This window comes from Phyllobacterium sp. SL163, assembly GCF_049896885.1.
GTDB lineage: Bacteria > Pseudomonadota > Alphaproteobacteria > Rhizobiales > Rhizobiaceae > Phyllobacterium > Phyllobacterium calauticae.
The window spans coordinates 184,212-208,458 of record NZ_JAFCVE010000005.1 but is presented as its reverse complement, the minus strand read 5'-3'; the positions used below and the strand labels follow the sequence as shown (position 1 = coordinate 208,458).

Annotated in this window: 23 protein-coding genes; 11 read left to right on the top strand and 12 right to left on the bottom strand. The window is 57.1% G+C overall.

Annotation, left to right across the window (positions count from 1 at the left end):
• Positions 1 to 16 precede the first annotated feature (16 nt).
• From ACP7B1_RS13240 to ACP7B1_RS13230, 3 genes are all read right to left on the bottom strand, one after another.
• On the bottom strand, positions 17 to 1,915 hold the full coding sequence (locus ACP7B1_RS13240; RefSeq protein ID WP_403183108.1) for an ABC transporter ATP-binding protein: 1,899 nt from the start codon (positions 1,913 to 1,915) through the stop codon (positions 17 to 19).
• Positions 1,912 to 3,786: an ABC transporter ATP-binding protein gene (locus tag ACP7B1_RS13235; RefSeq protein WP_346308090.1), complete on the bottom strand. Its 1,875-nt coding sequence runs from the start codon at positions 3,784 to 3,786 to the stop codon at positions 1,912 to 1,914. The genes ACP7B1_RS13240 and ACP7B1_RS13235 overlap by 4 nt, the downstream gene beginning before the upstream one ends.
• A gap of 167 nt (positions 3,787 to 3,953) precedes the next feature.
• Positions 3,954 to 5,036, bottom strand: a complete 1,083-nt coding sequence (locus ACP7B1_RS13230) for a sn-glycerol-3-phosphate ABC transporter ATP-binding protein UgpC (RefSeq protein ID WP_346308089.1) — start codon at positions 5,034 to 5,036, stop codon at positions 3,954 to 3,956.
• Positions 5,037 to 5,137: 101 nt separating this feature from the next.
• On the opposite strand from ACP7B1_RS13230, the gene ACP7B1_RS13225 reads away from it, so the two are divergent.
• From ACP7B1_RS13225 to ACP7B1_RS13195, 7 genes are read left to right on the top strand one after another with little or no spacing between them, the layout of a single operon-like run.
• Positions 5,138 to 5,830: a GntR family transcriptional regulator gene (locus tag ACP7B1_RS13225; protein WP_346308088.1), complete on the top strand. Its 693-nt coding sequence runs from the start codon at positions 5,138 to 5,140 to the stop codon at positions 5,828 to 5,830.
• Complete coding sequence (locus ACP7B1_RS13220; protein WP_346308087.1) at positions 5,827 to 6,813, top strand: alpha/beta hydrolase; 987 nt, start codon at positions 5,827 to 5,829, stop codon at positions 6,811 to 6,813. Before ACP7B1_RS13225 ends, ACP7B1_RS13220 begins: the two co-directional genes overlap by 4 nt.
• Before the next feature lie 25 nt (positions 6,814 to 6,838).
• Positions 6,839 to 8,041 carry a sugar ABC transporter substrate-binding protein gene (locus tag ACP7B1_RS13215; RefSeq protein ID WP_346308086.1) on the top strand — a complete coding sequence of 401 codons (1,203 nt, stop codon included), beginning with the start codon at positions 6,839 to 6,841 and terminating at the stop codon, positions 8,039 to 8,041.
• A gap of 43 nt (positions 8,042 to 8,084) precedes the next feature.
• A complete protein-coding gene (locus tag ACP7B1_RS13210; protein ID WP_223614399.1) occupies positions 8,085 to 9,008 on the top strand; it encodes a carbohydrate ABC transporter permease in 924 nt (307 codons plus the stop codon).
• Positions 9,005 to 9,838, top strand: a complete 834-nt coding sequence (locus tag ACP7B1_RS13205) for a carbohydrate ABC transporter permease (RefSeq protein ID WP_346308085.1) — start codon at positions 9,005 to 9,007, stop codon at positions 9,836 to 9,838. Before ACP7B1_RS13210 ends, ACP7B1_RS13205 begins: the two co-directional genes overlap by 4 nt.
• 26 nt (positions 9,839 to 9,864) lie before the next feature.
• Positions 9,865 to 10,746, top strand: a complete 882-nt coding sequence (locus ACP7B1_RS13200) for a sugar phosphate isomerase/epimerase family protein (protein ID WP_346308137.1) — start codon at positions 9,865 to 9,867, stop codon at positions 10,744 to 10,746.
• A complete protein-coding gene (locus ACP7B1_RS13195; protein ID WP_426136960.1) occupies positions 10,743 to 11,738 on the top strand; it encodes a Gfo/Idh/MocA family protein in 996 nt (331 codons plus the stop codon). The genes ACP7B1_RS13200 and ACP7B1_RS13195 overlap by 4 nt, the downstream gene beginning before the upstream one ends.
• 107 nt (positions 11,739 to 11,845) lie before the next feature.
• Here the strand turns inward: ACP7B1_RS13195 and ACP7B1_RS13190 are convergent, their stop codons facing one another.
• Complete coding sequence (locus tag ACP7B1_RS13190) at positions 11,846 to 12,289, bottom strand: MarR family transcriptional regulator (RefSeq protein WP_346308312.1); 444 nt, start codon at positions 12,287 to 12,289, stop codon at positions 11,846 to 11,848.
• Positions 12,290 to 12,438: 149 nt separating this feature from the next.
• Between ACP7B1_RS13190 and ACP7B1_RS13185 the strand changes: the two genes are divergently transcribed.
• Both ACP7B1_RS13185 and ACP7B1_RS13180 read left to right on the top strand, forming a co-directional pair.
• Positions 12,439 to 13,197 carry an alpha/beta hydrolase gene (locus ACP7B1_RS13185; RefSeq protein WP_426136959.1) on the top strand — a complete coding sequence of 253 codons (759 nt, stop codon included), beginning with the start codon at positions 12,439 to 12,441 and terminating at the stop codon, positions 13,195 to 13,197.
• 215 nt (positions 13,198 to 13,412) lie between these two features.
• A complete protein-coding gene (locus ACP7B1_RS13180) occupies positions 13,413 to 14,249 on the top strand; it encodes a DUF2189 domain-containing protein (protein WP_346308313.1) in 837 nt (278 codons plus the stop codon).
• A 48-nt stretch (positions 14,250 to 14,297) separates the two neighbouring features.
• Here the strand turns inward: ACP7B1_RS13180 and ACP7B1_RS13175 are convergent, their stop codons facing one another.
• The 8 genes from ACP7B1_RS13175 to ACP7B1_RS13140 all read right to left on the bottom strand — a co-directional run bounded on the left by ACP7B1_RS13175 (position 14,298) and on the right by ACP7B1_RS13140 (position 20,821).
• A complete protein-coding gene (locus tag ACP7B1_RS13175; RefSeq protein WP_346308314.1) occupies positions 14,298 to 14,657 on the bottom strand; it encodes a cytochrome C oxidase subunit IV family protein in 360 nt (119 codons plus the stop codon).
• A 5-nt stretch (positions 14,658 to 14,662) separates the two neighbouring features.
• Complete coding sequence (locus ACP7B1_RS13170; RefSeq protein ID WP_288191505.1) at positions 14,663 to 15,388, bottom strand: heme-copper oxidase subunit III family protein; 726 nt, start codon at positions 15,386 to 15,388, stop codon at positions 14,663 to 14,665.
• Between the two features lie 12 nt (positions 15,389 to 15,400).
• Positions 15,401 to 16,105 (bottom strand): cytochrome c oxidase subunit 3, encoded by a 705-nt coding sequence (locus ACP7B1_RS13165; RefSeq protein WP_288191504.1) that lies wholly within the window; start codon positions 16,103 to 16,105, stop codon positions 15,401 to 15,403.
• Positions 16,102 to 17,880 carry a cytochrome c oxidase subunit I gene (gene ctaD / locus ACP7B1_RS13160; protein WP_346308315.1) on the bottom strand — a complete coding sequence of 593 codons (1,779 nt, stop codon included), beginning with the start codon at positions 17,878 to 17,880 and terminating at the stop codon, positions 16,102 to 16,104. The genes ACP7B1_RS13165 and ctaD overlap by 4 nt, the downstream gene beginning before the upstream one ends.
• 50 nt (positions 17,881 to 17,930) lie before the next feature.
• Entirely contained in the window at positions 17,931 to 18,749 is an 819-nt protein-coding gene (locus ACP7B1_RS13155; protein WP_346308316.1) for a cytochrome c oxidase subunit II, read from the bottom strand.
• 179 nt (positions 18,750 to 18,928) lie between these two features.
• The gene (locus ACP7B1_RS13150) at positions 18,929 to 19,315 is read right to left on the bottom strand and encodes a cytochrome c family protein (protein WP_346308317.1); all 387 of its coding nucleotides are present in this window, start codon (positions 19,313 to 19,315) and stop codon (positions 18,929 to 18,931) included.
• A 152-nt stretch (positions 19,316 to 19,467) separates the two neighbouring features.
• Positions 19,468 to 20,346, bottom strand: coding sequence for a hypothetical protein (locus ACP7B1_RS13145; protein ID WP_346308325.1), 879 nt, complete (start codon positions 20,344 to 20,346; stop codon positions 19,468 to 19,470).
• A gap of 106 nt (positions 20,347 to 20,452) precedes the next feature.
• The gene (locus ACP7B1_RS13140) at positions 20,453 to 20,821 is read right to left on the bottom strand and encodes a hypothetical protein (protein ID WP_346308318.1); all 369 of its coding nucleotides are present in this window, start codon (positions 20,819 to 20,821) and stop codon (positions 20,453 to 20,455) included.
• Between the two features lie 209 nt (positions 20,822 to 21,030).
• On the opposite strand from ACP7B1_RS13140, the gene ACP7B1_RS13135 reads away from it, so the two are divergent.
• Together ACP7B1_RS13135 and ACP7B1_RS13130 are read left to right on the top strand one after the other, a co-directional pair.
• Positions 21,031 to 22,599: an ABC transporter substrate-binding protein gene (locus ACP7B1_RS13135; RefSeq protein WP_403183056.1), complete on the top strand. Its 1,569-nt coding sequence runs from the start codon at positions 21,031 to 21,033 to the stop codon at positions 22,597 to 22,599.
• An 87-nt stretch (positions 22,600 to 22,686) separates the two neighbouring features.
• A complete protein-coding gene (locus tag ACP7B1_RS13130; RefSeq protein ID WP_346308320.1) occupies positions 22,687 to 24,246 on the top strand; it encodes an ABC transporter substrate-binding protein in 1,560 nt (519 codons plus the stop codon).
• Position 24,247 lies beyond the last annotated feature (1 nt).

Sequence of the window (24,247 nt, the reverse complement as noted above, 5' to 3'; positions counted from 1 at the left end):
ATCTGCGGTGAATTCGCTACGTGCCGGAATCCTTGGCCTGGCCCCATTCGGGTTCGACGGCTGGAATATCGTCGAAGGATGAATAGTTGAGATTGTAGAGCTGCGCATAGAGTTTGCCATTCTCCATAAGGGCCTCATGGTCTCCCATCTCGATCATCTGTCCATTTTGCAGGACGATGATGCGATCGGCTTCGCGAATGGTGGCAAGGCGGTGGGCGATCACAAGCCCGGTGCGGTTCTCCAGCAGTTTGACGAGGGCTTTCTGAATGAGCATCTCGGTGTAGCTGTCGATATTTGCCGTGGCCTCGTCAAGAACGAGGATCTTGGCATCGGCGACCAGTGCGCGGGCAAAGCTGATCAGCTGGCGCTGGCCAAGCGAAAGATTTCCACCACGCTCGCCCAGTTCAGTCTGGTATCCCTCGGCAAGATTCATGATGAACTCATGTGCGCCGACAGCCTTGGCCGCCTCGATGACATCGTCGAGTGAAGCGCTGTCCTTGTGATAGCGGATATTTTCGAAAACCGTTCCGGTGAACAGAAATGGCTCCTGCAGGACCATTGCGATCTGCTGACCGAGGGAATCCTGGGTCAGATTCCGCACGTCGTGGCCACCCACGAGAACCTGTCCCTGCTGGACATCATAGAAGCGGTGAATGAGCGCCATCGCGCTCGACTTGCCGGAACCGGTGGGGCCAACAAGCGCCACGGTCTCGCCCGGGTTGACCTTGAAGCTGACATTTTTCAGTACCGGATGCTTCGGATTATAGCCGAAAACGACGTTGCGGAACTCGACCGATCCATCGGTGTCCGGCGTCAGAACGCGCGCATCCGGAGCGTCGGTGATGCTGATCGGTACGTCCAGAACTTCGGTCAGCCGCTGTCCAGACGCCATTGCGCGCTGCATCACCGAATATTGCAGGGTCAGTGAACGGATCGGATCGAAGAAGCGCTGGATATAAAACAGGAACGCGACCATGACACCCACGTCGAGCGCCTGATTGAGCACCCGTGCGCCGCCGACGACGATGACGAGTGCCATGGCGACGCCGGTGAGCGAATCCACGATCGGCACCATGACCTGAGCGTACTTTGCTGCTCTGAGATGCGTCATCAGATTGGCATGGGCTTTGTCATTGTAGAGCATGAAATTGACCCTCTGGCGTCCCATACTTTGAACGGCGCGCACGCCGTGGATGGTTTCAGCCAGAGCACCGTTGGTAACGGAATTGGTTTCATGCGCAGCCATGAAGGCGATCCGGGCGCGGGGCAGCCAGAAAATGCGCACGACGAACAAAATGGGAAGCACGGCAAGGGTCAAAAGACCGAGGCGAAAATCCAGATACAGCATGACGAAGACAATGCCGAAGAGCAGGGTGATATCGCCAACCGACAGGACGGAGGTTTCAAGAAACTCCTGCATCGAGTTCACGTCGCCCTGTAGCCGCGACATCAGCCGTCCAACCTCCGTCTTGTCCATAAAGGAAAGCGAAACACGCTGGAGATGCGAGAACATCGCCCGGCGAATGTCAAACAGGACGTCTTCCGCGACACGTCCCACCACCGTTTCCTGGATATAGCTGGCAACGAAATTGACAAGTATCGCCAGAGCAAATGCAATGATCGCATAGGCAAGTGCGGCGTGATTGCCGCCTGGCGCAATGCCATGGTCGATAGCGTAGCGAATGATGAGCGGGATCATCAATTGCGTGGCTGTAAACGTCAGCACTGCGCCAACAGCAATGAGCATCTGCATCTTGTAAGGTGCCACGAACGCCCAGATCCGTCTGATGATGTTGCCATCGAAAACCTTGCCGAACATTTCCTCTTCGATCCGGTGCGATCCCACAACGGCGCGGGGCGGGCGGCGTCCATCGTCACGAACGTCGTTGCGCTCCGTCTCATTCTCGTCGCTCACGATCCCATCTCCGTTTTTTCCATCGCGGCGAGACCGTCACCGGGGCGAACCTGCAAATCGTAAAGTGCTTTGTAGCGGCCGCCTGCTGCGAGCAGGCTTTCATGGGTTCCGCGTTCAACGATCTGGCCATCCTCGATGAACAGAATCTGATCGGCATGCATCAACGAACTCAGGCGGTGCGCCACAACGATTGTCACCCGGTCCTTGGCGTAGCGGCGCATGGCGATGCGGATGCGCTGTTCCGTACCGGCATCGATTGCGGCCGTTGAATCATCGAACACCATGACCGCCGGCTTGAGCATGAGGGTGCGCGCGATCGAAAGGCGCTGCCGCTGTCCCCCCGACAATGAAACGCCGCGTTCACCGACGATTGTGCCATAGCCCATGGGCAGACCGAGGACGTAATTATGCAGCTGCGCGGACTCGCTCGCCCGTTCGATTCTCGGCTCTTCCGCCCATGGATCACCATAGGCGATGTTGTTCTCGATAGTCGTCGTGAACAGAAATGCATCTTGCTGAATGACCGCGACCGCACTGCGCAGCGATTCCAGCGTCACGCTGCGAATATCCTGTCCGTCGATGGTGATCCTGCCGCTGGTCGCATCATAAAAGCGTGGAATGAGGTGCGCCAACGTGCTCTTTCCGCTGCCTGGCTTGCCGACAATGCCAACGGTTTCACCGCGCCGGGCTTCGAAACTCAGATGCTGCAACACCGGCCGGTTGCTGAGCTGCGGATAGGAGAAGCCAACATCTTCAAAACGCAACAGCCCATCCGATATGGCAAGCTCCCTGGCATTTACCGGGTCCTTGATCGCGACATCAAGGTCGAGCAGCGCAAAGATGCGTGTTCCGCATGTGGAGGCACGGGCATAGGAGTTGACCATCAGGCCAAGCTGGCGCACGGGCATCTGCAGGATCGTCATGAATGTCAGGAACGATGTCAGCGTTCCCACGGTGATTTCACCTGCAACGACCTTGTTGCCACCAACCCACAGCACGAGGCCCATGGCGGCAAAAAAGGAAAGCGTCATGGCGCTGGTGTTTCTGACACGGATGCCGACACGTTCGTGGGCAAGATCGAGTGCGGTTTGCGAAGCCTTGTCAAACTTTGCCAGCTCATGATCCTTTGCCGCAAATGCGCGCACCACGCGAATGCCGCCGAGATTTTCCTCCATGACCCTTGTGAGCACGGACAAACGCTCTTGCAGATCGAGCCATGTCGCCCGCAAGCGCAACTGTGTAACCGACGAGCGCCATGCGACGAAGGGTACAAAACTCAACGCAACAAGCCCCAAAGTGAAATCCGTCGACAAGAGCATATAGGCGCCGATGCCGATCAGAATGGACAGGAGAACTGTGCGTATCAGCGCCGTGGAGAAATACATGCGCACCCCCTCGAGATCGAGCATGCCGACCGTGATGAGATCGCCTGAGTGAACGCTGTCATGAAAACTGAAACTGAGCCGCTGGATTTTCTCATAACAGGCCAGGCGCAACTCGTAACCCATATGGTGGCCCACGGCTTCGCTATAGTAGTTCTGAATCATGGTGAAGACGCCGCGCAGAATGCTGACTGCCAAAAGGACGAAAGCCGTCACGAGCAGGGCATCCTGCGCAATCGTGCCAGCGGTTCCTCCAGCCATGGCCGTTTGGGTCTCGTCGATGGCACGCCCCAGCAGCTTGGGGATCATCAGCTGGAGACTGGCCGCAATCACGGTGGCTCCGATGGCAAATGTCGTCTGCCAGGGATGGCGAAGCGTCATATGCGTAATTCGGACAAGGGTGGAGAAGCCTTGACCCCACCCCGCTGCATTTGCGTGCGCCAACGAATCCGAATGACTCGCCGCCCGCTTGAATGCGTTGCTGCTCACAGTGTTTTCCAAACCATTTGATTATATGAATACAGGCCGCAGAAACGGGGCTGTTCAATACAGTGCGGCTATGATTCTTTGCTGATTCCCAAGCAGGGTTCAAGGGCCATATTGTTGGCCCGAACCTCATCCCCTGTTAAGCGCAGTAAGTGTGGGTCGCCAGCCTGTCAATTGATCCGCTTTCCTCTGTCGATGTCGAACAGATGGATGTGGGAACCATCACCCTTGATGGAGATCCGCTCGCCGACGCGAATGTCCGCGGTTCTCGGAAATTCGACGGTGATCAATTTCTCCGTTCCGGCATCGAGGTAACCGAAGGTCTGGCTCCCAAGCCGTTCGACCACCACCAGTTCGCCGCTGAACCATGCTTCCGCGGCGTCGCAGATCGCAAGATCTTCCGGCCGGATGCCGAAGGTAACCATTTTTGCTGTTTCATATGATCTGTTCGGGACCTCGATCGAGGCCTTGCCTGCCGGCAACTGCACGACCAGATGGTTACCGCCGGATTTGATGACCTGGGCAGGGAAGGTATTCATCGTCGGGCTGCCGATGAAGCGCGCAACGAACAGGCTTGCCGGTTTGCGATAAAGGTCGAGCGGCTGGCCGATCTGCTCGATATGACCGGCGTTCATCACCACGATCCGATCCGCCAATGTCATCGCTTCGACCTGATCGTGCGTGACATAGACCGTCGTCGCCTGCATCCGGCGATGCAGCTTGGCGATCTCCAGCCGCATCTCGACGCGCAGCGCCGCGTCAAGGTTCGATAGCGGCTCGTCAAACAGGAAGGCCTTTGGCCGGCGGACGATGGCGCGCCCCATGGCGACACGCTGACGCTGTCCGCCCGAAAGTTGTGCTGGACGCCGTTCGAGATAATCCTGGAGTTTGAGGATGTCCGCCGCGCCTGCGACGCGCTTGTCAATTTCGGTGGCGGGTTCACTGCGCATCTTCAGTCCAAATGCCATGTTCTCCTCAACGCTCATATGCGGATAGAGCGCGTAATCCTGAAAGACCATGGCTATGTCACGATCCGACGGCGGCAGGGTGTTAACCGTCGTGTCACCAATCTTCAATTCGCCTGAACTGATTTCCTCCAGTCCGGCGATCATGCGTAGCAGGGTGGATTTTCCGCAACCGGATGGACCAACGAGAACCAGAAATTCGCCGCTCGCAATCTCAATGTCGACACCGTGGATCACGGGAACCGTGCCATAGAGCTTTTTGATCTGCTTCAGACTGATCGCCGTCATGTGTTGTTCCTCCTCTGCCGATACGTTATTGACTTCCATTATCGATATCAATATCAATAATGATAATTTGTGCAGTCCGCAACTTGACAGGAGAGCCAGCAGTGTCCGACCCCATCGCTTCGCAGCCAATCCGTCCGTCGCGCAATCCGGCCGTCTCCAAGGCATCCGCCGTGTTCGACTCTCTCAAGCGCGATATCATGCTTGGTGAATTGCGTGCCGGAGAGCCGCTGACGGAGCTCGACCTTGCTGCCCGCTTCCAGTGCAGCCAGGGCAAGGTTCGGGAAGCGCTGTTGCAATTGCAGGAAGAGGGGCTTGTGCGGCGTCAGGGGCACCGCGGTACGCTGGTGTCAGCCTGCACCGTCGATGAAGCGGTCGAGATGTTCCGGGTGAGGCAGCAGATCGAGTGCAACGGCATCATCCGGGTTCTGCGCCACAAGAGCCGCACGCTGATCGCCGACCTGAACGAAATCGCAAACGATATGGTCGACGCGGCGAAGGTCGATGACGAGCTGCAATTGGCGGCATTTGACCGGGATTTTCATCGCAGAATCTTTCGTGATGCCGATCTTCCGGCGCTCGATCCGATCCTTCATCGCTGCCTCGTTCACAATCACCGGTTCAAGATATCCAGAAGTATCGGTTCGCGCGATCTTATGGCCACAGCGTTGCGGCATCGCGTCATAATAGAAGCCATCGAGGAGGGCGATGTTTCTGCCGCAACGGAGACGTTGCGTCACCATATCGTGACAATCGTCGACTTCGGGCCAACCGTATTCCCGGACGCGGATCAATGAGCATCACGCCCGGTTTCAGCGATGAGCTTTCGGCGGATATGCGTGAGGTGCTGCTTCGCGCGGAACGCGTGTTGGGACCGCAATCCGATCCTACATTGCTGACGCCCGCCGAGGGCAGGGCGCAATCCGAACGCGCGAATGAGCGGAACAACGTCGATCTGCCGCCGCTTGCCGGGGCAACGGAAGTCGTTATTGCCGCTGACGCAGAGCTTGGCTCCTCGGCCTGCCGTCTGCGCGTTCTGGTGCCGCACGGGGCGGGTGCTGGAGCTGTCATGTTCGTTCATGGTGGCGGCTTTGCCTTTTGCAGCTCCGAGACGCATGAACGATGTGCCCGCGTTCTTGCCAATGAGACCAGGATGCCCGTGCTGGTTCCTGATTACCGTCTTGCCCCGGAATATCCGTTTCCTGCGGGTCTGCACGATGTTATCGCCTGCCTGCGTGCTGCTTTCACTGCAACATCTCCGGCAGGCGTATCGGCTGGGCCGCTGATCATCTCAGGGGATTCAGCCGGTGCAAATCTGGCGCTCGCGGCGATCATGCACGAACAGAAGATGGGACGGTCGCTGCCATCTGGCGCACTGTTGTTTTACGGCACGTTTGATGCTGATTTCAATACGGAGTCCTATCGGCGTTTTGCCGATGGTCCGGGGCTGACGCTTGGCAAAATGCAGCGTTACTGGGACTGGTACTGCGCGGATCATCAGGCGCGGCGCAATCCATTGGCTGCTCCGCTTCAGGCCGATGATGACGCGCTGCGTACCCTGCCGTCGCTCTATCTCATGGCTGCCGGGGTCGACCCGTTGCTGTCCGATACGCTTCGTCTAGCCGAACGGCTGAAGGCGGTCGGCCGCGATGATCCCCTGTCAGTGGTGCCGGGGGTCACGCATGGTTTTCTGCAAAACACCAACGAGCTGGCGGCAGCGCGAGAGGCGCTTAAGTCGGCTGGTGAAGCTGCCCGGGGAATGATCAGCGGCAATCGATAAATGCATAATAAACGTGGAGGAAACAATGAGCATTCTCAAGAAGCTGGGTATCAGCTGCGCATTCCTGACCGGCTTGGCGATCAGCACGGCCAACGCGGCTGAAACGGTACGATTCTGGTATCATTTCGACAATCCGGAAAATCCGATGTCGGATCTTGTGGCGAAGTTCCAGGCCAAGAACCCGGATATCAAGATCGACGCTGAGAACGTTCCATGGAACAGTTATTACGATAATCTCTACACGTCGCTGGTTGGCGGCAACGCGCCGGACGCCGGAATGGTCAAGCTTTTCGCGCAGCCAAGACTGGCGGAAATGGGTGCGCTTGAGCCGCTCGGCGACCGTATCAATGCATGGCCGGGCAAAGCCGACCTGCTGGACAATCTGCTGGAGTTGAACAAGGGGCCGGACGGACAGCAATATTATCTGCCAATCCAGTATGTCGTGCTTTATCTCTATTATCGTGCCGATCTGTTCAAGGACGCGAACCTCAATCCACCCGCCACCTGCGAGGAGTTTCGCACGGCAGCGCAAAAGCTGACCAAGGCACCTGACACCTATGGCTTTGGCCTGCGTGGCGGCAAGGGCGGCTGGGATCAGTGGGGAGCATTTGTCTTTTCGCAAGGGGCGGAACTCAAACCGGGTGGTTTGACCACGCCAGCGGCTATTGCCGCCAACCAGTGGCTGATCGATCTGTTCCAAAAGGACAAGGTCATCCCGCAATCGGCCCCCAATGACGGCTTCCAGGAAATTGTCGCGGCGTTCAAGGCCGGCAAGACGGCCATGACCATTCACCATATCGGCTCGTCGAATGACCTGGTTAAAGCGCTTGGTGACAAGGTCTCCGCAGTTCCTGTCCCCAAATGCGGCGGCAAGCAGTGGACCTCCTATGGCGACGAATCCCTGGCGATCTTTTCATCGTCACAGGTAAAGGACGCTGCGTGGAAGTGGATTTCCTTCCTGGCGGAAGCTGAGAACAATGTGGCCTTCAACAAGGCAACCGGGCAGATGACCGTGACCAAGAGCGGAGCTGAACATTGGACCCTGCACGAACGCCGGTTTGTTGACGCCACGGTCCAGTCCTTGCCCTTTGCACACGTCTTGCCGCAGAGCACTGCGACGGCAGAGTTCGTCAACACCGCGTGGCAGACGTCAATGCAGCAGGCGCTGACCGGCCAGATCACGTCGCAGCAGATGATGGAGCAACTCGAGAATCTGTTCGCGCAATAGCGCGTGCAGGTTCCCGTCATTGGCACCGCCAGAAAGTCAGCCCATGTCCACACTCGCACCATCCGCACCGGACGATTTCACGCAGGCGCGCCCGCTCCGCAGCAGGCTGATGCCCTATGCTTTGCTGGCGCCTGCTGTGCTGGTGACATTGTTCATCGTGTTTTTTCCGATGTTCCAGGCGGTTGTAACCAGCTTCTATGACGTCATCTTGTGGAAGCCGAACGCCAATCGCTTCGTTGGTTTTGGCAACTATGTCAAGCTTCTGCGTGATCCGGTGTTCTGGACGTCGCTTGGCCACACGGCAATCTGGATCGGTCTGACGGTCCCGTTGCAGATGGGGCTTGGTCTTGTCACGGCACTTCTGCTCAACCGTGAATTTCCCTGGCGTGGCCTGGCGCGGGCGCTGGTCATCATTCCCTGGGCATTGCCAAGTGTGGTCATCGCTTTGATGTGGCGCTGGATTTATGACCCGACCACAGGGGTGCTCAACGATATCCTGCTCTATCTCTCCATCATTCATTCGACGGTGCCATGGCTCGCCGATCCCCACCTCGCGCTCTATGCGGTAATCGCGACGCTGACCTGGCAGGGTTTTCCGTTTTTCGCAGTGATGATCCTGGCTGGCCTGCAAGGCATTCCGCAAAGTCAGTATGAAGCCGCCTCTATCGACGGCGCCAGCCCTTGGCGGCAGTTCGTCCACATAACGCTGCCGGGAATTGCGCCTGTGCTCGCAACCGCAGGATTGCTGCGCATCATCTGGGTTGCCAATTCCATGGACGTGATTTTTGTAATGACCGGCGGCGGCCCGGGCTATGCAACGCACACACTGCCGCTCTACGCCTTCATCAAGGCGCGTCAAAATCTCGACTTCGGTTACGGGACCGCGATCGCCGTGACGTTCACGCTTCTGCTCGGGGCGATCGTTGCGGTCTATATCGTCCGTACACTGCGCGAGGTGGAAAGATGAACAAGCCCTCGACACTCCGGCGCATTCTCACAACGGACATTCCTGTTGTCCTGATCATCCTTCTCGCCATCGGGCCATTTGTCTGGATGATCCTCACCTCGCTGACGCCGACCGCGCAGCTGTCTGCGTCCGGTGTATCCTTGTCACCATCAGGATGGAGCATCGACAATTATGCCCGGCTTCTCCGGCAAACCTCGTTTCTTCACAACATGCTGGACAGCCTGATCATCGCCGGCGGCACCGTTGTCCTCGGGCTCATCGTTTCGGTTACCGCAGCCTATGCACTGTCGCGCTTCCGGTTTGCCGGACGCAAGCTGATCATGCTGCAGTTCCTGCTGGTCAACATGTTCCCGATCGTGCTCCTGATTTTGCCGCTCTTCGTCCTCATGCGGAAGATCGGTATTCTCGATACCCATATCGGGCTGATCCTTGCCAATTCGACGGTTGCCATTCCCTTTGCCGTCTGGATGCTGACCAGCTATGTCGGTGCCATTCCGCGCAGCCTCGACGAGGCGGCCATGATCGATGGCTGTTCGCGGCTGCAGGCCCTGCGGCGCATCGTTCTGCCCCTTGCGATGCCCGGCATCATTTCGACCGGTATCTACATCTTCATCACCGCCTGGAACGAGTACCTCTACGCGTTGACGCTGGGAGGCCGCAATGTCCGACCGGTTACCGTAGCGATCCAGACCCTGATCGGTGAGTACCAGATCGAGTGGGGTCTGCTTGCCGCAGGAGGCGTTGTCGGTGCGCTGCCTGCCACCCTCCTTTTCCTTCTCGTCCAACGCCGTCTCATCGGTGGCCTTACCCAAGGTGCGGTGAAGGGATGACCCAAGCTTATCAAAGAGGACCTATGATGAATCCCATCGGATTGATCTCCATGCAATATGCAAGGCCGTTTACCGCCGCGCATTTTCCCCTGTTCAAGAAGATGCGCGACCTCGGCTTCGACTTCGTCGAATTGCTCGTACCTGAACCAGGCGAAATCGATCTTGCCGAGGCCAGGCGTGCACTGGACGATGCAGGGCTCGATGTCGTGCTTGCAGCGCGCGTCAATCTTCAGCGTAACCTCTCGTCAGACGATCAGAAGGCGCATCGCGCCGGGATCGATTATCTGCGCTACACAGCAGACTGCGCGGCAGCGCTTGGTGCGCGCGTGGTCGGCGGGCCGTTGACAGGCAATCCGCTGGTCTTTGCCGGACGCGCTCCTCTGCCGGTGCCGGAAGATGAGCGGCTGGCGCGTAAGGAGCGCTGTGTCAAAGGTCTGGTGGAAGCGGGCAACCATGCTGCAAGTGCAGGTGTCCTGCTTGCGATTGAACCGCTCAACCGGTTTGAAAGCGATGTGCTGTGCACGACACAACAGGCCATCGAACTTCTTGAAGCGGTCGATCATCCAGCCATCAAGCTGATGCTCGATACCTTCCATATGCACATGGAAGAAGCCTCGATTGCCGAAGCCATCCGGCTGGGCGGAGCATACCTCGTGCATTTCCAGGCGAACGAAAACCATCGCGGGTTTCCGGGGACCGGATCGACAGACTGGGTTTCCGTCGGTCGGGCGCTGCATGAGATCGGTTACAACGGGCCGGTTTCGTTGGAACCGTTCCGGCGCAATGACGACCGTTTCGGCGTTCCTTTCGCACAGTGGCGCCCGCCCCATGAGGATGAAAGCGAGCGTCTGGCGGCGAGTGCGGCCTTTATCAAATCCCACCTCACACTGACGGAATATCGGCGATGACATTGAAAATCGGCTGGATCGGTTGCGGTATTCACGCAACCCAGATGCTTCTTCCGCAACTTGTTCGCCACGATGTCGAGATCGTTGCGCTGTGCGATATCGATGGCAAACGCCTGGCGGATGCAGGGCGGCAATTCGGCGTGTCCCGCCTGACCAGCGATGCCGAGGAGTTGATCCGTGCGTCCGGGATTGATGCCGTCGGCATGGCTGTGGGGCCGGAGCAGCACCTGCACTTCGGCAAAATGGCGCTCGAGCGAGGATTGCCTGTGTTCATGGAAAAGCCGCCCTCAGGCACGGCGCAGGGCGCGCGTGAATTGCGTGCAGCGTCCGAACGCTCCGGAAAGCCGCTGCTGGTCGGCTTCATGAAGCGCTATTCCGTCGGCAACAAGATTGCCCACAACATCATCCAATCCGGACGTTTCGGGCCTGTACTCGGCCTTACGGGGTATTACATGACAGCCCCGGGCTATTTCACCGGGAATGTCGACTACACCGGCTTCTTCTTGCATCACTGCGTGCACTACATGGATCTGGTATCGTTCCTCGTGTCGCCGATACGAACGATTTCCGCACGGAAGGTGGAAAAGACGCCGGGCAGGGTACTCTTTCACGTGGGTTTCGAGTTTGAATGCGGAGCCATCGGCAATATTGCGATGGGGACGATCCAGTCGCGTGGCACACCGGTCGAACGCATCGAACTGATGAGTGATCATCAGCGGCTGGAGGTGGATGATGTGATCGAGGTGCGCTGGAACCGCAATCCTCCATTCAAGGTCGATGATCCCCACGCGACGCTCGCCGACGACCTGGATACGCTGACATGGAAGCCAAATTTCACCGCAGCAGCGAACGAGGATCCGAAAGGTTATCACGCAATCCTCGCCGACGTCGTATCGGCGCTTGGCGGCGCTTCGACAGCTGCTCCGACGATTCACGACGGAGTGATTGCGATGGAATGGCTCGAAGCATTGCGGCGTGAACTCTCATTGTAGAATCGGCGGATTCCCGGTGATGCCGCAGTGTTTGTGGCATTACCGGCGTCAACCGAGTTGATCAACTCGTGGACAATCCAGCCACTCCCGTTCAACGGATGCGGCCATTAGACCGATGCCTTTGTCATTCCGTCGCGCAACAACTGGACCTTGCGGTTGAGATCGATCATCTCCGGTATGGTGAAGCCGGAGCGGCGCAACAGTGTCTCCGTGAGGCAACCTGTCCTGGCGTGAAGCTCAGTGCCTTTGGGGCTGAGATGCACCTCAACCTGACGCTCATCGGTAACGCTGCGGCGGCGTGCGAGAAAGCCGGCGCTTTCCAGCCGCTTGACGGCGGGCGTGATCGTGCTTGGCTCCAGCGCCAGCCGATCGCCAATGGCGCTGATGGTCAGGCCGTCGTGTTCCCACAGGGTGCTCAGGACAAGATACTGCGTATAGGTAACTCCAAGCTCATCGAGCATCGGCTTGTAGACCCGGTGGATGGCGATCGACGCCGAATAGATTGAAAAGCAGAGCTGACTGTCAAGCGGCAGGGTGGGGGCGTTGTCCATTGTCGTCTCCTTGATTCGAATGTGTTTATAACCTTTATCACAATAATGATATCGCGATAAAGAAAATGCTTTACAAGGTTTGGATTGTCGATTATGTATTAATTATCGCGATAATGATTATTGCGAACTAAACAAAAGGAGATACGCACATGAGCAAGATCCTGACCGCAGCCGCCACCCTCGCCATGGCCGCAACTGCTTTGAACCCCGTTCACGCCGCACCTACCGGTGCCAAGAACATCGTCCTTGTCCACGGTGGCTTCGTTGATGGCTCCGGTTGGCAGGGCGTCTACAACATCCTGAAAAAGGATGGTTACACCGTCAGCATCGTGCAGAATCCGACCACCTCGCTGGCCGATGACGTGGCTGTGACCAAGCGGATCATCGCGCAGCAGGACGGTCCCGTAATCCTGGTCGGCCATTCCTATGGCGGCGTCGTTGTCAGCGAAGCCGGTACGGATGAAAAGGTGAAGGCTGTCGTTTATATCGCAGCGTTTGCACCCGACAAAGGCGAGTCCGTCTCGTCCCTGATCGCCAATCCGCCTGCTGGCGCTCCCGTGCCGCCGATCCTGCCGCCCGTTGACGGCTATCTGTTCCTTGACAAGGCCAAGTTTGCCGCCGCCTTCGCTGCCGACGTTGATGCGGGAACGGCTGCATTCATGGCTGACTCGCAGGTTCCCTGGGGTGTCGAAGCCCTTGCCGGTGCCGTGACCGAACCGGCCTGGAAGAGCAAGCCGAGCTTCTACCTGGTTGCCTCGGACGATCACATGATCCCGCCGCCAGCCCAGCGCATGATGGCCAAGCGCGCGAATGCCACCGTCGTCGAAACGGTCGGCAGCCATGCCGTCTATGTTTCCAAGCCTGAAGCCGTCGCTGCTCTCATCGAACAGGCAGCCGCCGCCAAGTAAGCATCCACGTTCGCCGGATAACCGGGGTGTCCCAGCCGCTCCGGTTATCCGCGTCTATCATCTGTCGTGGCCGGACCGCGCAAAGATCGGACTCTGGCAAAACGAGGTTGGAGGGCGTATATTGGACAAGGGTTCAGGTTCGATCCGGTAGCCCCGCCAATGCAAGGCATATCGGTATATCGTTGCCGCCCATAACTGAATTGGGAGAACTGGTCATGGCGCAATTTCATGTGATTGCTGGTGCAAACGAGGTCCCTGTCTACCCCCATGTTCGCCGAATTGGCGTATCCGATATCATTGCGGCTCTCCGCGAGGGGTTGGATGATTTTTGGGACAAACCATCCCATTATGTTTTTCTCTGCTTGATCTATCCGATTGTCGGTGTGGTCCTCATGCGGTGGTCCTCGGGCGCCAACACGTTACCACTTGTCTTTCCGCTGATGTCCGGCTTTGCGCTGATCGGTCCTCTTGCCGCTTTGGGTCTCTACGAGATCAGCCGCCGGCGCGAACTCAATCTCGATACGTCCTGGCGTCACGCATTCGAGGTCCGGCGTTCGCCTGCCATTCCGTCCATCATTGCCGTCGGCGTCATGCTGTTTGCAATTTTCATCGCCTGGCTGCTGACGGCTCAGTCTCTCTACACCAGCCTTTTCGGTTCCGAAGCACCGGTCTCCGTGCGCGCATTCCTCGATCAGGTTTTCAACACGCCGGAAGGCCAGCGAATGATCCTTCTTGGTAATACGATCGGCTTTGTCTTTGCCGTAGTTGTGCTGTGCACAAGCGTCGTGACGTTCCCGCTCCTGCTTGACCGGGATGTCGGCGCATTCGCCGCTGTTGTGACCTCGATAAAGGCAGTCGCTGCCAATCCGGTGACGATGGCATTGTGGGGATTGATCGTTGCGGCATTGCTGGTGGTCGGCTTTTTGACGCTCTTTGTTGGTCTGGCGATCATTATACCGGTGCTCGGCCATGCCACTTGGCACCTCTACCGCAAGGTGGTGGAACCCCAGCCCATCCTCGCAGAGGTGAAGAAACGTCCGGTCCGCCGGTAAGTTTTCTCGAGGCATCGTGAAGCGCGATGCACCCACGCAAACCGTGTTCTATTGGGCAGTGCCAAAGAACGTCATGCGTGTGAACAAGGTGTAGTGCGCTTCCGATGTCATCAGGGCGACAAAGACAAGCACCAATATCGGTGGAAGTATCACGGCATAGACGAGGGCCAGTCGTTCCCATGCCATATGCATGAAGATGGCGACGATCAATCCGGCTTTCAAAATCATGAAAAGCAGGATCAGGCCCCAGCGCAGATAGTGCTGGAACCCGAGATAGTCGACCATGTAGGAGCAGACACTCAGAAAAAACAGCAATCCCCAGACGACGAGATAAAGCTTGATGGGATGCTGCTGATGGTCGGTGTGTGTCAGCACCTGTGTTTGCGAATGTGTCACCGGTTGTTCCATGATCCTCACCACAAATAGAAAAATGCGAAGATGAAAACCCAGACGAGATCGACGAAGTGCCAGTACAGGCCCATGATTTCGACGATCTCGTAATTGCCTTTGCGGCTGGTGAAAAAGCCGCGTCTTTCCGTATCAAAATCGCCCCGCCAGACCTTGCGCGCGATGATGATAAGGAAAATGACGCCGATGCTGACATGTGTGCCGTGAAAGCCGGTGATCATGAAAAACGTCGACCCGAACTGCGCAGCGCCCCACGGATTTCCCCATGGGCGGACGCCCTCGGTGATCAGTTTAGTCCATTCGAAAGCCTGCATGCCGACAAAGATCGCACCGAACAATGCTGTAATCAGCATGAGGATCGCGGCTTTGCGGCGATCACGCCGATAACCATAATTGACGGCCATAGCCATTGTCCCTGAACTGCTGATGAGGACAAAGGTCATGATGGCGATCAGGATCAGCGGGATTTCCTTGCCGCCGATATTGAGCGCGAAGACCGTGCTGGGGTTTGGCCAGGCAATGGCCGTTGACACCCGCGCCGTCATGTAGGCGACCAGAAAACACCCGAAGATGAACGTATCGCTGAGCAGAAAGATCCACATCATGGCCTTGCCCCAGGAGACGTTTTTAAACGCGCGCTGATCGGAGGCCCAGTCAGATGCGAAGCCGCGCAGGCCGGCAGGCCGGGGAAGGGCGATCTCGGGTTTTGCTTGTGCGGAGGATTGAGACATGGGTCAAACGTCCTAGTTGAGCACTTGGCGGCAGATGGCGATGAAATCATTGGCCCAACCGGCAAACAGAGCAAACAGAACCAGCCACACCACCAGCATGAAATGCCAGTACATGGTGCACAGTTCGATGCTCAGCCGGACCTTGGGGAGCGGAGCGCCCTGCCATACCCGGGACGTCGTACGGCTCAGCACGAAGAGTCCGCCAAGAATATGCAGGCCATGCATTCCGGTAATCAGGTAGAAAAAACTGTTCGCCGGATTGTCTGCTATGACGTAGCCGGCAGTGACGAGCTCCTTCCATGCGAACAACTGTCCGATCAGAAATCCGGTGGTGGCGGCAAGAGCCGTCATAAGGGCAAGCCTCAAGGCGCTGTCGTTGCTGCGTGCGGCTTCAGTCTTGGCCCGTTGCAGTGCGACGCTGCTTATCACCAGTATGCCCGTGTTGAGCCAAAGTATCCGCGGAAGCGGGATAGCCCACCAATCCTGCAGTCCCATCCGCATGAAGTAAGCACTGATGAACAGAGTGAACAAGGCGCCGACAACGGCCAGGAATACGCCCAGACCGATTTTCTCGGTGGCGATGGCAGACCTGGTCCATGCTGGAATATCACTGGTTGCATTGACTTCAAGCCAAGGTTTGGAGGTCAGGCGCTGCTGCGCCATCCACCACGTGATGATGACGGCGAGCCCGGCCAGGAAAACCAGAATAGTGCTCACGATGCGGGCTCCCTGGAAATTCGGTCGCCATTGGGCTGGTTCTGCGGAATGAAATCCTGGGCTGCGCCTGGAACGCTGTAATCATAGGCCCAACGGTAGACCACGGGCAGCTCCTTGCCCCAATTGCCATGGGCCGGCGGTGTCTGCGGCGTCTGCCATTCGAGCGTCGTTGCCCGCCAGGGATTGCCGCCAGCCTCCTTGCCCCTGCGCACGCTCCAGGCCAAGTTGAACAGGAAGAGGATTTGTGCTGCCCCGACGATCAGCGCCATGATCGTGATGAATTCATTCAGGGCCTGCACGGATGGCGGAATGAATGCCGTATCGCCCAATTCGGAATAGCGGCGTGGCACGCCCAGCAGTCCGAGATAATGCATGGGAAAGAAGATAGCGTAGGCCCCAAGGAAGGTGACAAAAAAGTGCACTCTGCCCAGTGTTTCGTCGAGCATTCGCCCGGTGACTTTGGGATACCAATGATAGATCGCCCCGAAGACCACCATAATGGGGGCAACGCCCATGACCATGTGAAAATGCGCAACGACAAACAGCGTCTTGGCCAGCGGGACGTCGACGACGACATTGCCGAGAAATAGTCCCGTCAATCCGCCGTTGACGAATGTGACCATGAACCCGAGAGCGAACAGCATTGGCAAGGTCAGATGGATGTCACCCCGCCACAAAGTAAGCACCCAGTTATAGACCTTGATAGCGGTGGGCACGGCAATAATCAGCGTGGTCGTGGCGAAGAAGAACCCGAATTTGGGGTTCATCCCGCTGACATACATGTGGTGTGCCCAAACCACGAAACTGAGCGCACCGATCCCCACGATTGCCCACACCATCATGCGGTAGCCGAATATATTCTTGCGCGCATGCGTGCTGATGAGGTCCGATACGATGCCGAAGGCCGGCAGAGCGACGATGTAGACTTCCGGGTGACCGAAAAACCAGAACAGGTGCTGGAAGAGGATGGGGCTGCCGCCGCCATTCTTCAGATGCTCACCCATTTCGACGATGGCGGGCATGAAGAAGCTGGTTCCAAGAACCCGGTCGAACAACATCATGACTGAGGCAACGAAGAGTGCCGGAAACGCCAGCAAGGCCATAACGGTCGCCGTGAATATGCCCCAGATTGTCAGGGGCATGCGCATCAGGGTCATGCCTCTTGCGCGCCCCTGCAGGACTGTGACCACATAATTCAGCCCCCCCATCGTGAAGCCAATGATGAAGAGGATGAGCGAGGTCAGCATCAGGATGATGCCCCAGTCTTTTCCCCCGGGGGTGCCGGAAAGAATGGATTGGGGCGGATAAAGCGTCCACCCCGCGCCCGTCGGCCCGCCGGGCACAAAGAAGCCAGCCACAAGCACGAGCACGGCGAGCAGGTAAAGCCAGTAGCTCAACATGTTTGCATAGGGGAACACCATATCCCGGGCACCCAGCATCAGCGGGATGAGGTAATTGCCGAAGCCGCCGAGAAACAATGCGGTCAAGAGATAGATCACCATGATCATGCCGTGCATCGTGATGAACTGGTAGTAGTGTTCCGCATCGATGAAGGAAAGCGCGCCGGGAAAGGCGAGCTGTATCCGCATGAGCCATGACAAGACGAGGGCCACGAAGCCGATCGATATGGCGGTGACGGAGTACTGGATGGCGATGACCTTGGCGTCCTGACTGAAGACATAGGTCGTCCACCAGCTCTTCGGGTGGTAAAGCTCGACATCGGCGACTTCCGCTAACGGAACCGTGTCATCGATACCAGCTGGAATATTGACCATTCCCTATACTCCCGACCTTTAATGCCCCTTCTCCCGGAGGGCGACCATTCTCATTTTGCCGTCTGCACGTCTCCTGCCGATGCCATCATCTGGGAAAAAGTCTGCTGCTGCTGCAGCCACGTCTGATAGTCTGCCTCGGTGTCAACGACGACCGTCCCGCGCATCTGCGGGTGACCAACGCCGCAGAGCTCTGCGCAAAGAACCTCAAAAGTTCCCGTTCGTGTCGGGATAAACCAGTAATAGCTCACCGATCCCGGGATCATATCCATCTTGGCCCGGAACTCGGGGACGTAAAAATCGTGCACTACGTCGAGGGAGCGCAGCAACATCTTGACAGGTTTGCCGACGGGCAAATGCAATTCACCGCCTTGTATGATGATATCATCAAGGCTCGCCGGGTCCCTTTTATTGATCCCCAAAGGGTTATCCGAACTGACATCGCTGGTCTCGGAAGTTCCCAGCCGCCCATCTTTTCCCGGAAGTCGAAAGCTCCACAACCACTGTTGCCCAACCACTTCCACTTCCGTGGCATCGTTCGGAACCGTAATGAATTGGTTCCAGACAAACAGGCCCGGCGCCAGCATCGCAGCGACACCAACGGCAGTCACGGTCGCCAGCCAGAACTCCAGTATCCTGTTTTCCGGCTCGTATGCGGCGCGTTTGCCGGGATTGTGCCGGAAACGGTAGACACAAAACGCGATGAATAGAACCACGGCGACGAAAACGACCCCGGTGATCCAGAACGTTATGATAATGGTGTTGTCGATATAGTCCCAGTTCGACGCTATAGGCGTCCACCACCATGGGCTCAGCAGGTGAAACACTACCGAGCCGACGGCTATGACGATCAGAATTACCACGACTGCCATTTTCCGCCCTCCCGGCCTTTACTGGGTGTGGACATGGGTCGCATCTTGGGAAAGACAAATCTATTATCTCATGAACGGATAAGACAGGCAATCAGGCCAGAAAAGACGCGCGCATGAGCTGTGTTTCCTCAGGTGTTCACCAGATATTCATACCCGTTCATTCTCAACGGGAGGAAGAATTACTTGGAAAACTGTTTCAGATAGGCGATCAGATTGGAGATATCGCCATCGTCCTTCAATCCGGGGAAGGCCATTTTCGTGCCTTTTACCTTGGCCTTGGGGTCATGCAGATAGTCTCGCAGCGAGGTCTCATTCCACACAAGACCAGCTTTGCCTGCATCCGTCATCGACGGTGAATAACCGAAACCTGCATGTGTTCCGGCTGTTCTGCCGAACAGGCCATTCAACGAAGGCCCCACTTTGTTCGTATCTGTCTCCGCCACATGGCAGATGCCGCATTTTTTGAAAACGGCTGCGCCCGCCGTGGCGTCCCCCTCCTGGGAGTGCGCTCCGCCTGCGGAAAGGACAGCGACTGAAAAGCCGATAAGAAGGACACAATATTTCATGAAAACCCCTCCTGGCTGAAATTGTCATCCTGCGCACGTGATAAGTCAATCAGTCCGGCAAAGAATTTCCCGTTAAAGGTGTAGGCTCATGTCCCGTCAACCGGGCGAAGGTAATCACGTCGTGCCGATGGCGGCTCACAAATATCGCTTCGCTAAAGCTTGTTCACTTGAATATGCACAACCCCGAACGGATTGAATTTGTACTCGTCTTCCTCGTAGCGGGTATCGCTGGATAGAGCGGCACGACGATCCGCTACGGCGGTTTCAACGCCATCCCGGGTCATTTCGTCGGCGATATCGTCGATCAGAGCCGCAATCTTGAGCTGCTCGGCGTTGGTTGACGGCCGTTGATCTGCCGGACGAACGGTGGTTACCAGGACATCGGGCAACCCAACCAAATGGAACCCGACGCTGGCCATGCCATCGACGTCGTCACCGATGGGCCGGCGCGCGAAGGCCAGACGGCAGGTTCTTGCGAGTGCCATGACATCACCAGATGCCGATGCGTTGCGGGCCTGTTCAGCCAGTTCCTTCCATCGCTGCACGCCATGGGCGACCCCTGCGCTTTCGCCCTTCACGGCAATGGCCCCGTGATCAAGCATGTATTGCACAAGCTGCAAGGCTTTTGCGGATGTCGTTACGGTTGTTTCCGCCGTCATCGACGGGCCGAGCACGTAGAGGACAGACCCGTGCCCGGCGACGGCTTTTTCGTCAGTGTCCTGATAGGCCTCGGGATCGACGCGATCCCAGCAGACGTTGAACGATCGCTCCATCCGGTCATCAGGTTCATTCCGGGAGCCATCTTCATCGGCGATAAAACCACCTGCCAGTTTCTCTATGGCGGCGCGGGCATTTTCGACCAGGGCTGGAAGGCCATGCTCACCGCCAAGAAAACAAAGCACATGGCGCGGCGTGTAGCTGGAGCGCGATGCAGCGTATGCCGGAAGCTTGCTGGACGCCGTGCTGAGAGAAGGCTTGCCCATCATGAGGCCACCCAAAAACGCGAGCACACCGCGACGCATTGAATTCATTCCAGTGCCCCTACGGTTGTCAATCAATGAGCGTGAGCGTTTTAGCAGCGCCACGTCCGAAGCGCGAGCCATAACGCGGACGGTCCGTCCGTTTGCAACCTGATTTTTAACCCCAGTCAATGAACACGATGAGAACGACGGATATAGCGATCAAAAGACAGAAGGCAGTTGTGACAATTCGGATAAGTCCATGATGCCGGCGAAGCGGAAGATAGGCGAGCCAGCAAGCCGCAATGAGCAGCGTGCAGACAAACAACATCCCGACCATAAAGCCACCAACATCAATCCTGCTCACCGCGGGGTTGGATAGTGCTGCAAGATATACAACCGATAACCCAATGGTCATCAAGATCGCGAACATGAGGCTGGAGACAAAATAGGCGATCCGCGACGCCAGGCTCAACGGCTTTTGTTCAATCATGTTACCCCCGGACATCCCGCACTCATTAAACGTCATATGGGCCAGCAACGCCATTCCTACTTGTCCAAGCCCGTTGATTTTACGAAATTTGCGCGCCAGCGATTTCAGCGGTGGTTGCGCATGAACTGTATACTTTATTGGTGCCAATAACAGAGAAAATTGTCGACAATATCGTTGACAAAGCCAAATCCTTGTGGCCTATGGAGGGAAATAAAAGTCGCGGGAAAGCCTAGCGACGGGGCACACATGAGGAGGAAATGCCGATGGCGCGACTGCGAAAATCCGTCTTGGTGGCAATGACATCGTTGCTATTGTTTGGAACAGCGGCAGAGGCTGCGACGCTGCGGTGGGCCGGGCAGCGGGACATATTCTCCCTCGATCCCTATTCCTACGGCTCGACATCCAACCTGGCATTTCTCAATCATATTTATGAAGGCCTGGTCCGTTACACGCCTGAATTCAAGGTTGTTCCGGCGCTGGCCACGGAATGGCAGCTGATCGACAACAAATACTGGCGTTTCAAGCTCCGCCAGGGCGTGAAGTTCCATAATGGCGCGGATTTCAATGCTGATGATGTCATTGCATCGCTCAAGCGTGTGAGTGATCCGAGCTCGCCGCTCAGGGGCAACATTCCTCTCTACGTCGGGTCGAAAAAGGTCGACAATTATACGGTCGATATTGAAGTCTCGGCACCGTCGCCGCTCTTTCTCAATGATCTGACGAACATCTTCATGTTCAATGCGCAATGGCTGATCGACAACAAGAGCGAAAAGCCCACCGACGTGGGCGCGCAAGTCGAAGGCTATACAACCTACCACACCAACGGGACCGGGCCTTTCAAGCTTGAAAGCCGCGTTCCAGACAGCAAGACAATCCTTGTCGTGAACGACGGCTGGTGGGACGAGAAGAAGCACAATATCGATCGCATCGAGTTTACACCGATTACATCTGCGGCAACGCGGGTTGCTGCTCTGTTGTCCGGGGAAGTCGATCTGGTTGATGCGGCGCCTATCCAGGATATCGGCCGCCTTGAATCGACGCCGGGCATCAAGGTCGACAAGCGCTCGGATCTGCGAACCATTTCCATTGCATTCAATCGCCGGGAAAAGCTGACGGACGGGCGTGACAATCCATTCAACGATCTGCGGGTGCGGCAGGCGTTCGATCATGCAATTGACCGGGACCTCATCAACAAGAAGGTCATGCGCGGATTGGCGCATCCCGCCGGTGCTTTGGTTGCGCCGGAGATACCGGGCTACAGCGCAGAGCTGGACAAGCCTGCAACCTATGATCCGCAATTGTCGCGCAAGCTTCTGGCCGAGGCCGGGAAGAGCGATCTTGCCTTTACCTATCTTTGCATGAACGATGAAAGTGTGAACGAGGAGGACGTTTGCTCTGGTGTCGTCAACATGCTGACGCGTGCCGGCTTCAAGCCGACGCTTGATATCGGCCCGCGTGCCGTGCAGACACCAAAACGCTCGAGCGGTAAATCCGACGTGTACATGGTGGGCTGGGCCAACGAACCCACGCTCGATGCCTACTCGATCCTGGTTCAGGTGCTTTCCACCCGTCACGGTGCCGATGGCGTCGCAAATTACGGCGGCTGGTCCTATCCCGAACTCGACAAGATGGTCAAAGAGGCCGCCACGGAGCAGGACCGCGACAAGCGTCTGGCGATTGAAAACACCGCGCTGAAATTTGCGAAGGATCAGGCGATCATGATCCCACTGCACCAGCAGCCGATGGCATGGGCCATGACCAGCAAAATCGAGAATGTCGTGATCCGGGCCGACAACAAGCCGCGGCATTGGCTGACACGCATGACAGACTGATCTGCAGCGCCTTTGGCGCTGGCTGATAACCAAGGCAAGACCTCCGTTCAAGGAGGCGGCAAACGTCCAGAAGCGGAGCAAACCACAATGTTGAAGCAACTAGGCCTCGCGGCCACGGTGGCAATGAGCCTGATTTTTCCAGGCCAAGCCGCAACACTCAAATGGGGCGCGCCCCATGATATATACTCGCTCGATCCCTATTCCTACGGTGACAGCTATACGCTTGCCTTCCTGAACCACGTCTATGAAGGCCTGGTCCGGTACGACGCCAAGCTGAAAATTGAGCCAGCCCTTGCCACATCGTGGGAGACGGTGTCGGACACGGTCTGGCGGTTTCATCTGCGCAAGGGTGTGAAATTCCACAATGGCGCAGGTTTTACCGCCGATGACGTCTTGGCGTCGCTCACACGCGTGAGTGACAAGACCTCGCCCTTGCGTGGAAATCTGCCCGCCTACAAATCGGCAAAAAAGGTCGATGACTATACGATCGACATCGAGCTGACGGGGCCGTACCCGCTTCTGCTCAACGATCTGACCAACATTCACATTTTCAACGCCGCTTGGCTTGCGGAGAACAATTCGTTGAAGCCGACCGACGTCGGCGCAAAGCTCGAGGGCTATGCGACCTATCATGCCAATGGCACTGGCCCCTTCACCATTGAAAGCCGGGTGCCGGACAGCAAGACGGTTCTCGTCAAGAATCCGAATTGGTGGGACAAGTCCGAAACCAATATAGACCGTATCGAGTTCACCCCGATCACATCGGCAGCCACCCGCGTTGCGGCGCTCCTGTCGGGGGAGATCAATTTTACCGATAACGCGCCCTCCCAGGACCTGCCGCGCCTCTCGGCCCAACCCGAACTCAAGGTCATGGAACGGACCGATCTGCGGACGGTCATGATGGGGTTCAATCGGAAGCCGAAGCTCACCAACGGCGATGACAATAAGTTCAATGATCTGCGTGTCCGGCAGGCATTCGCCCATGCGCTGGACCCGCAACTGATCCAGAAGCGGATCATGCGCGGTAAATCGCGTACGGCGGGTGCGATTATTGCGCCGGAAATTCCGGGCTATACCGAGGCGCTCGACAAGCCGGTTTCCTACGATCCGGAACTGTCAAAGAAGCTGTTGGTAGAGGCTGGGGCAAAGGATTTCGCGTTCACGCTCGTGTGCACGACAGACGCCTATGTCAACGAGGAAGAGCTCTGCCAGGGCATGGTCAACATGCTGAGCCGTGCGGGCTTCAAGCCGCAGCTTGACATTGCGCCGGTGGCGGCACAAACGCCCAAACGGACCAATGGCAAGGCTGATGTCTATCTGATCGGTTGGGCGAACGAGCCGATGCTCGACAGCTACTCCATTCTGCTGCAGATGATTGAGACGAAGTCGGACAATGCCGGTGTCTTCAATTGGGGCGGCTGGAGCTATCCCGAAATCGACAAGCTGGTCATGCAGGCCTCGACGGAGATGGACAGGAACAAGCGGCTGGCGTTGCAGACCAAGGCCCTGCAGATGGTCAAGGATGAGATCATCATGCTTCCCTTGCATCAGCAGCCCATGGCTTGGGTGATGACGGACAAGATCGATCATATCGTTCAACTGCCCGACAACAAGCCCCGTCACTGGTTGACGCATTTTGCCAAGTAGA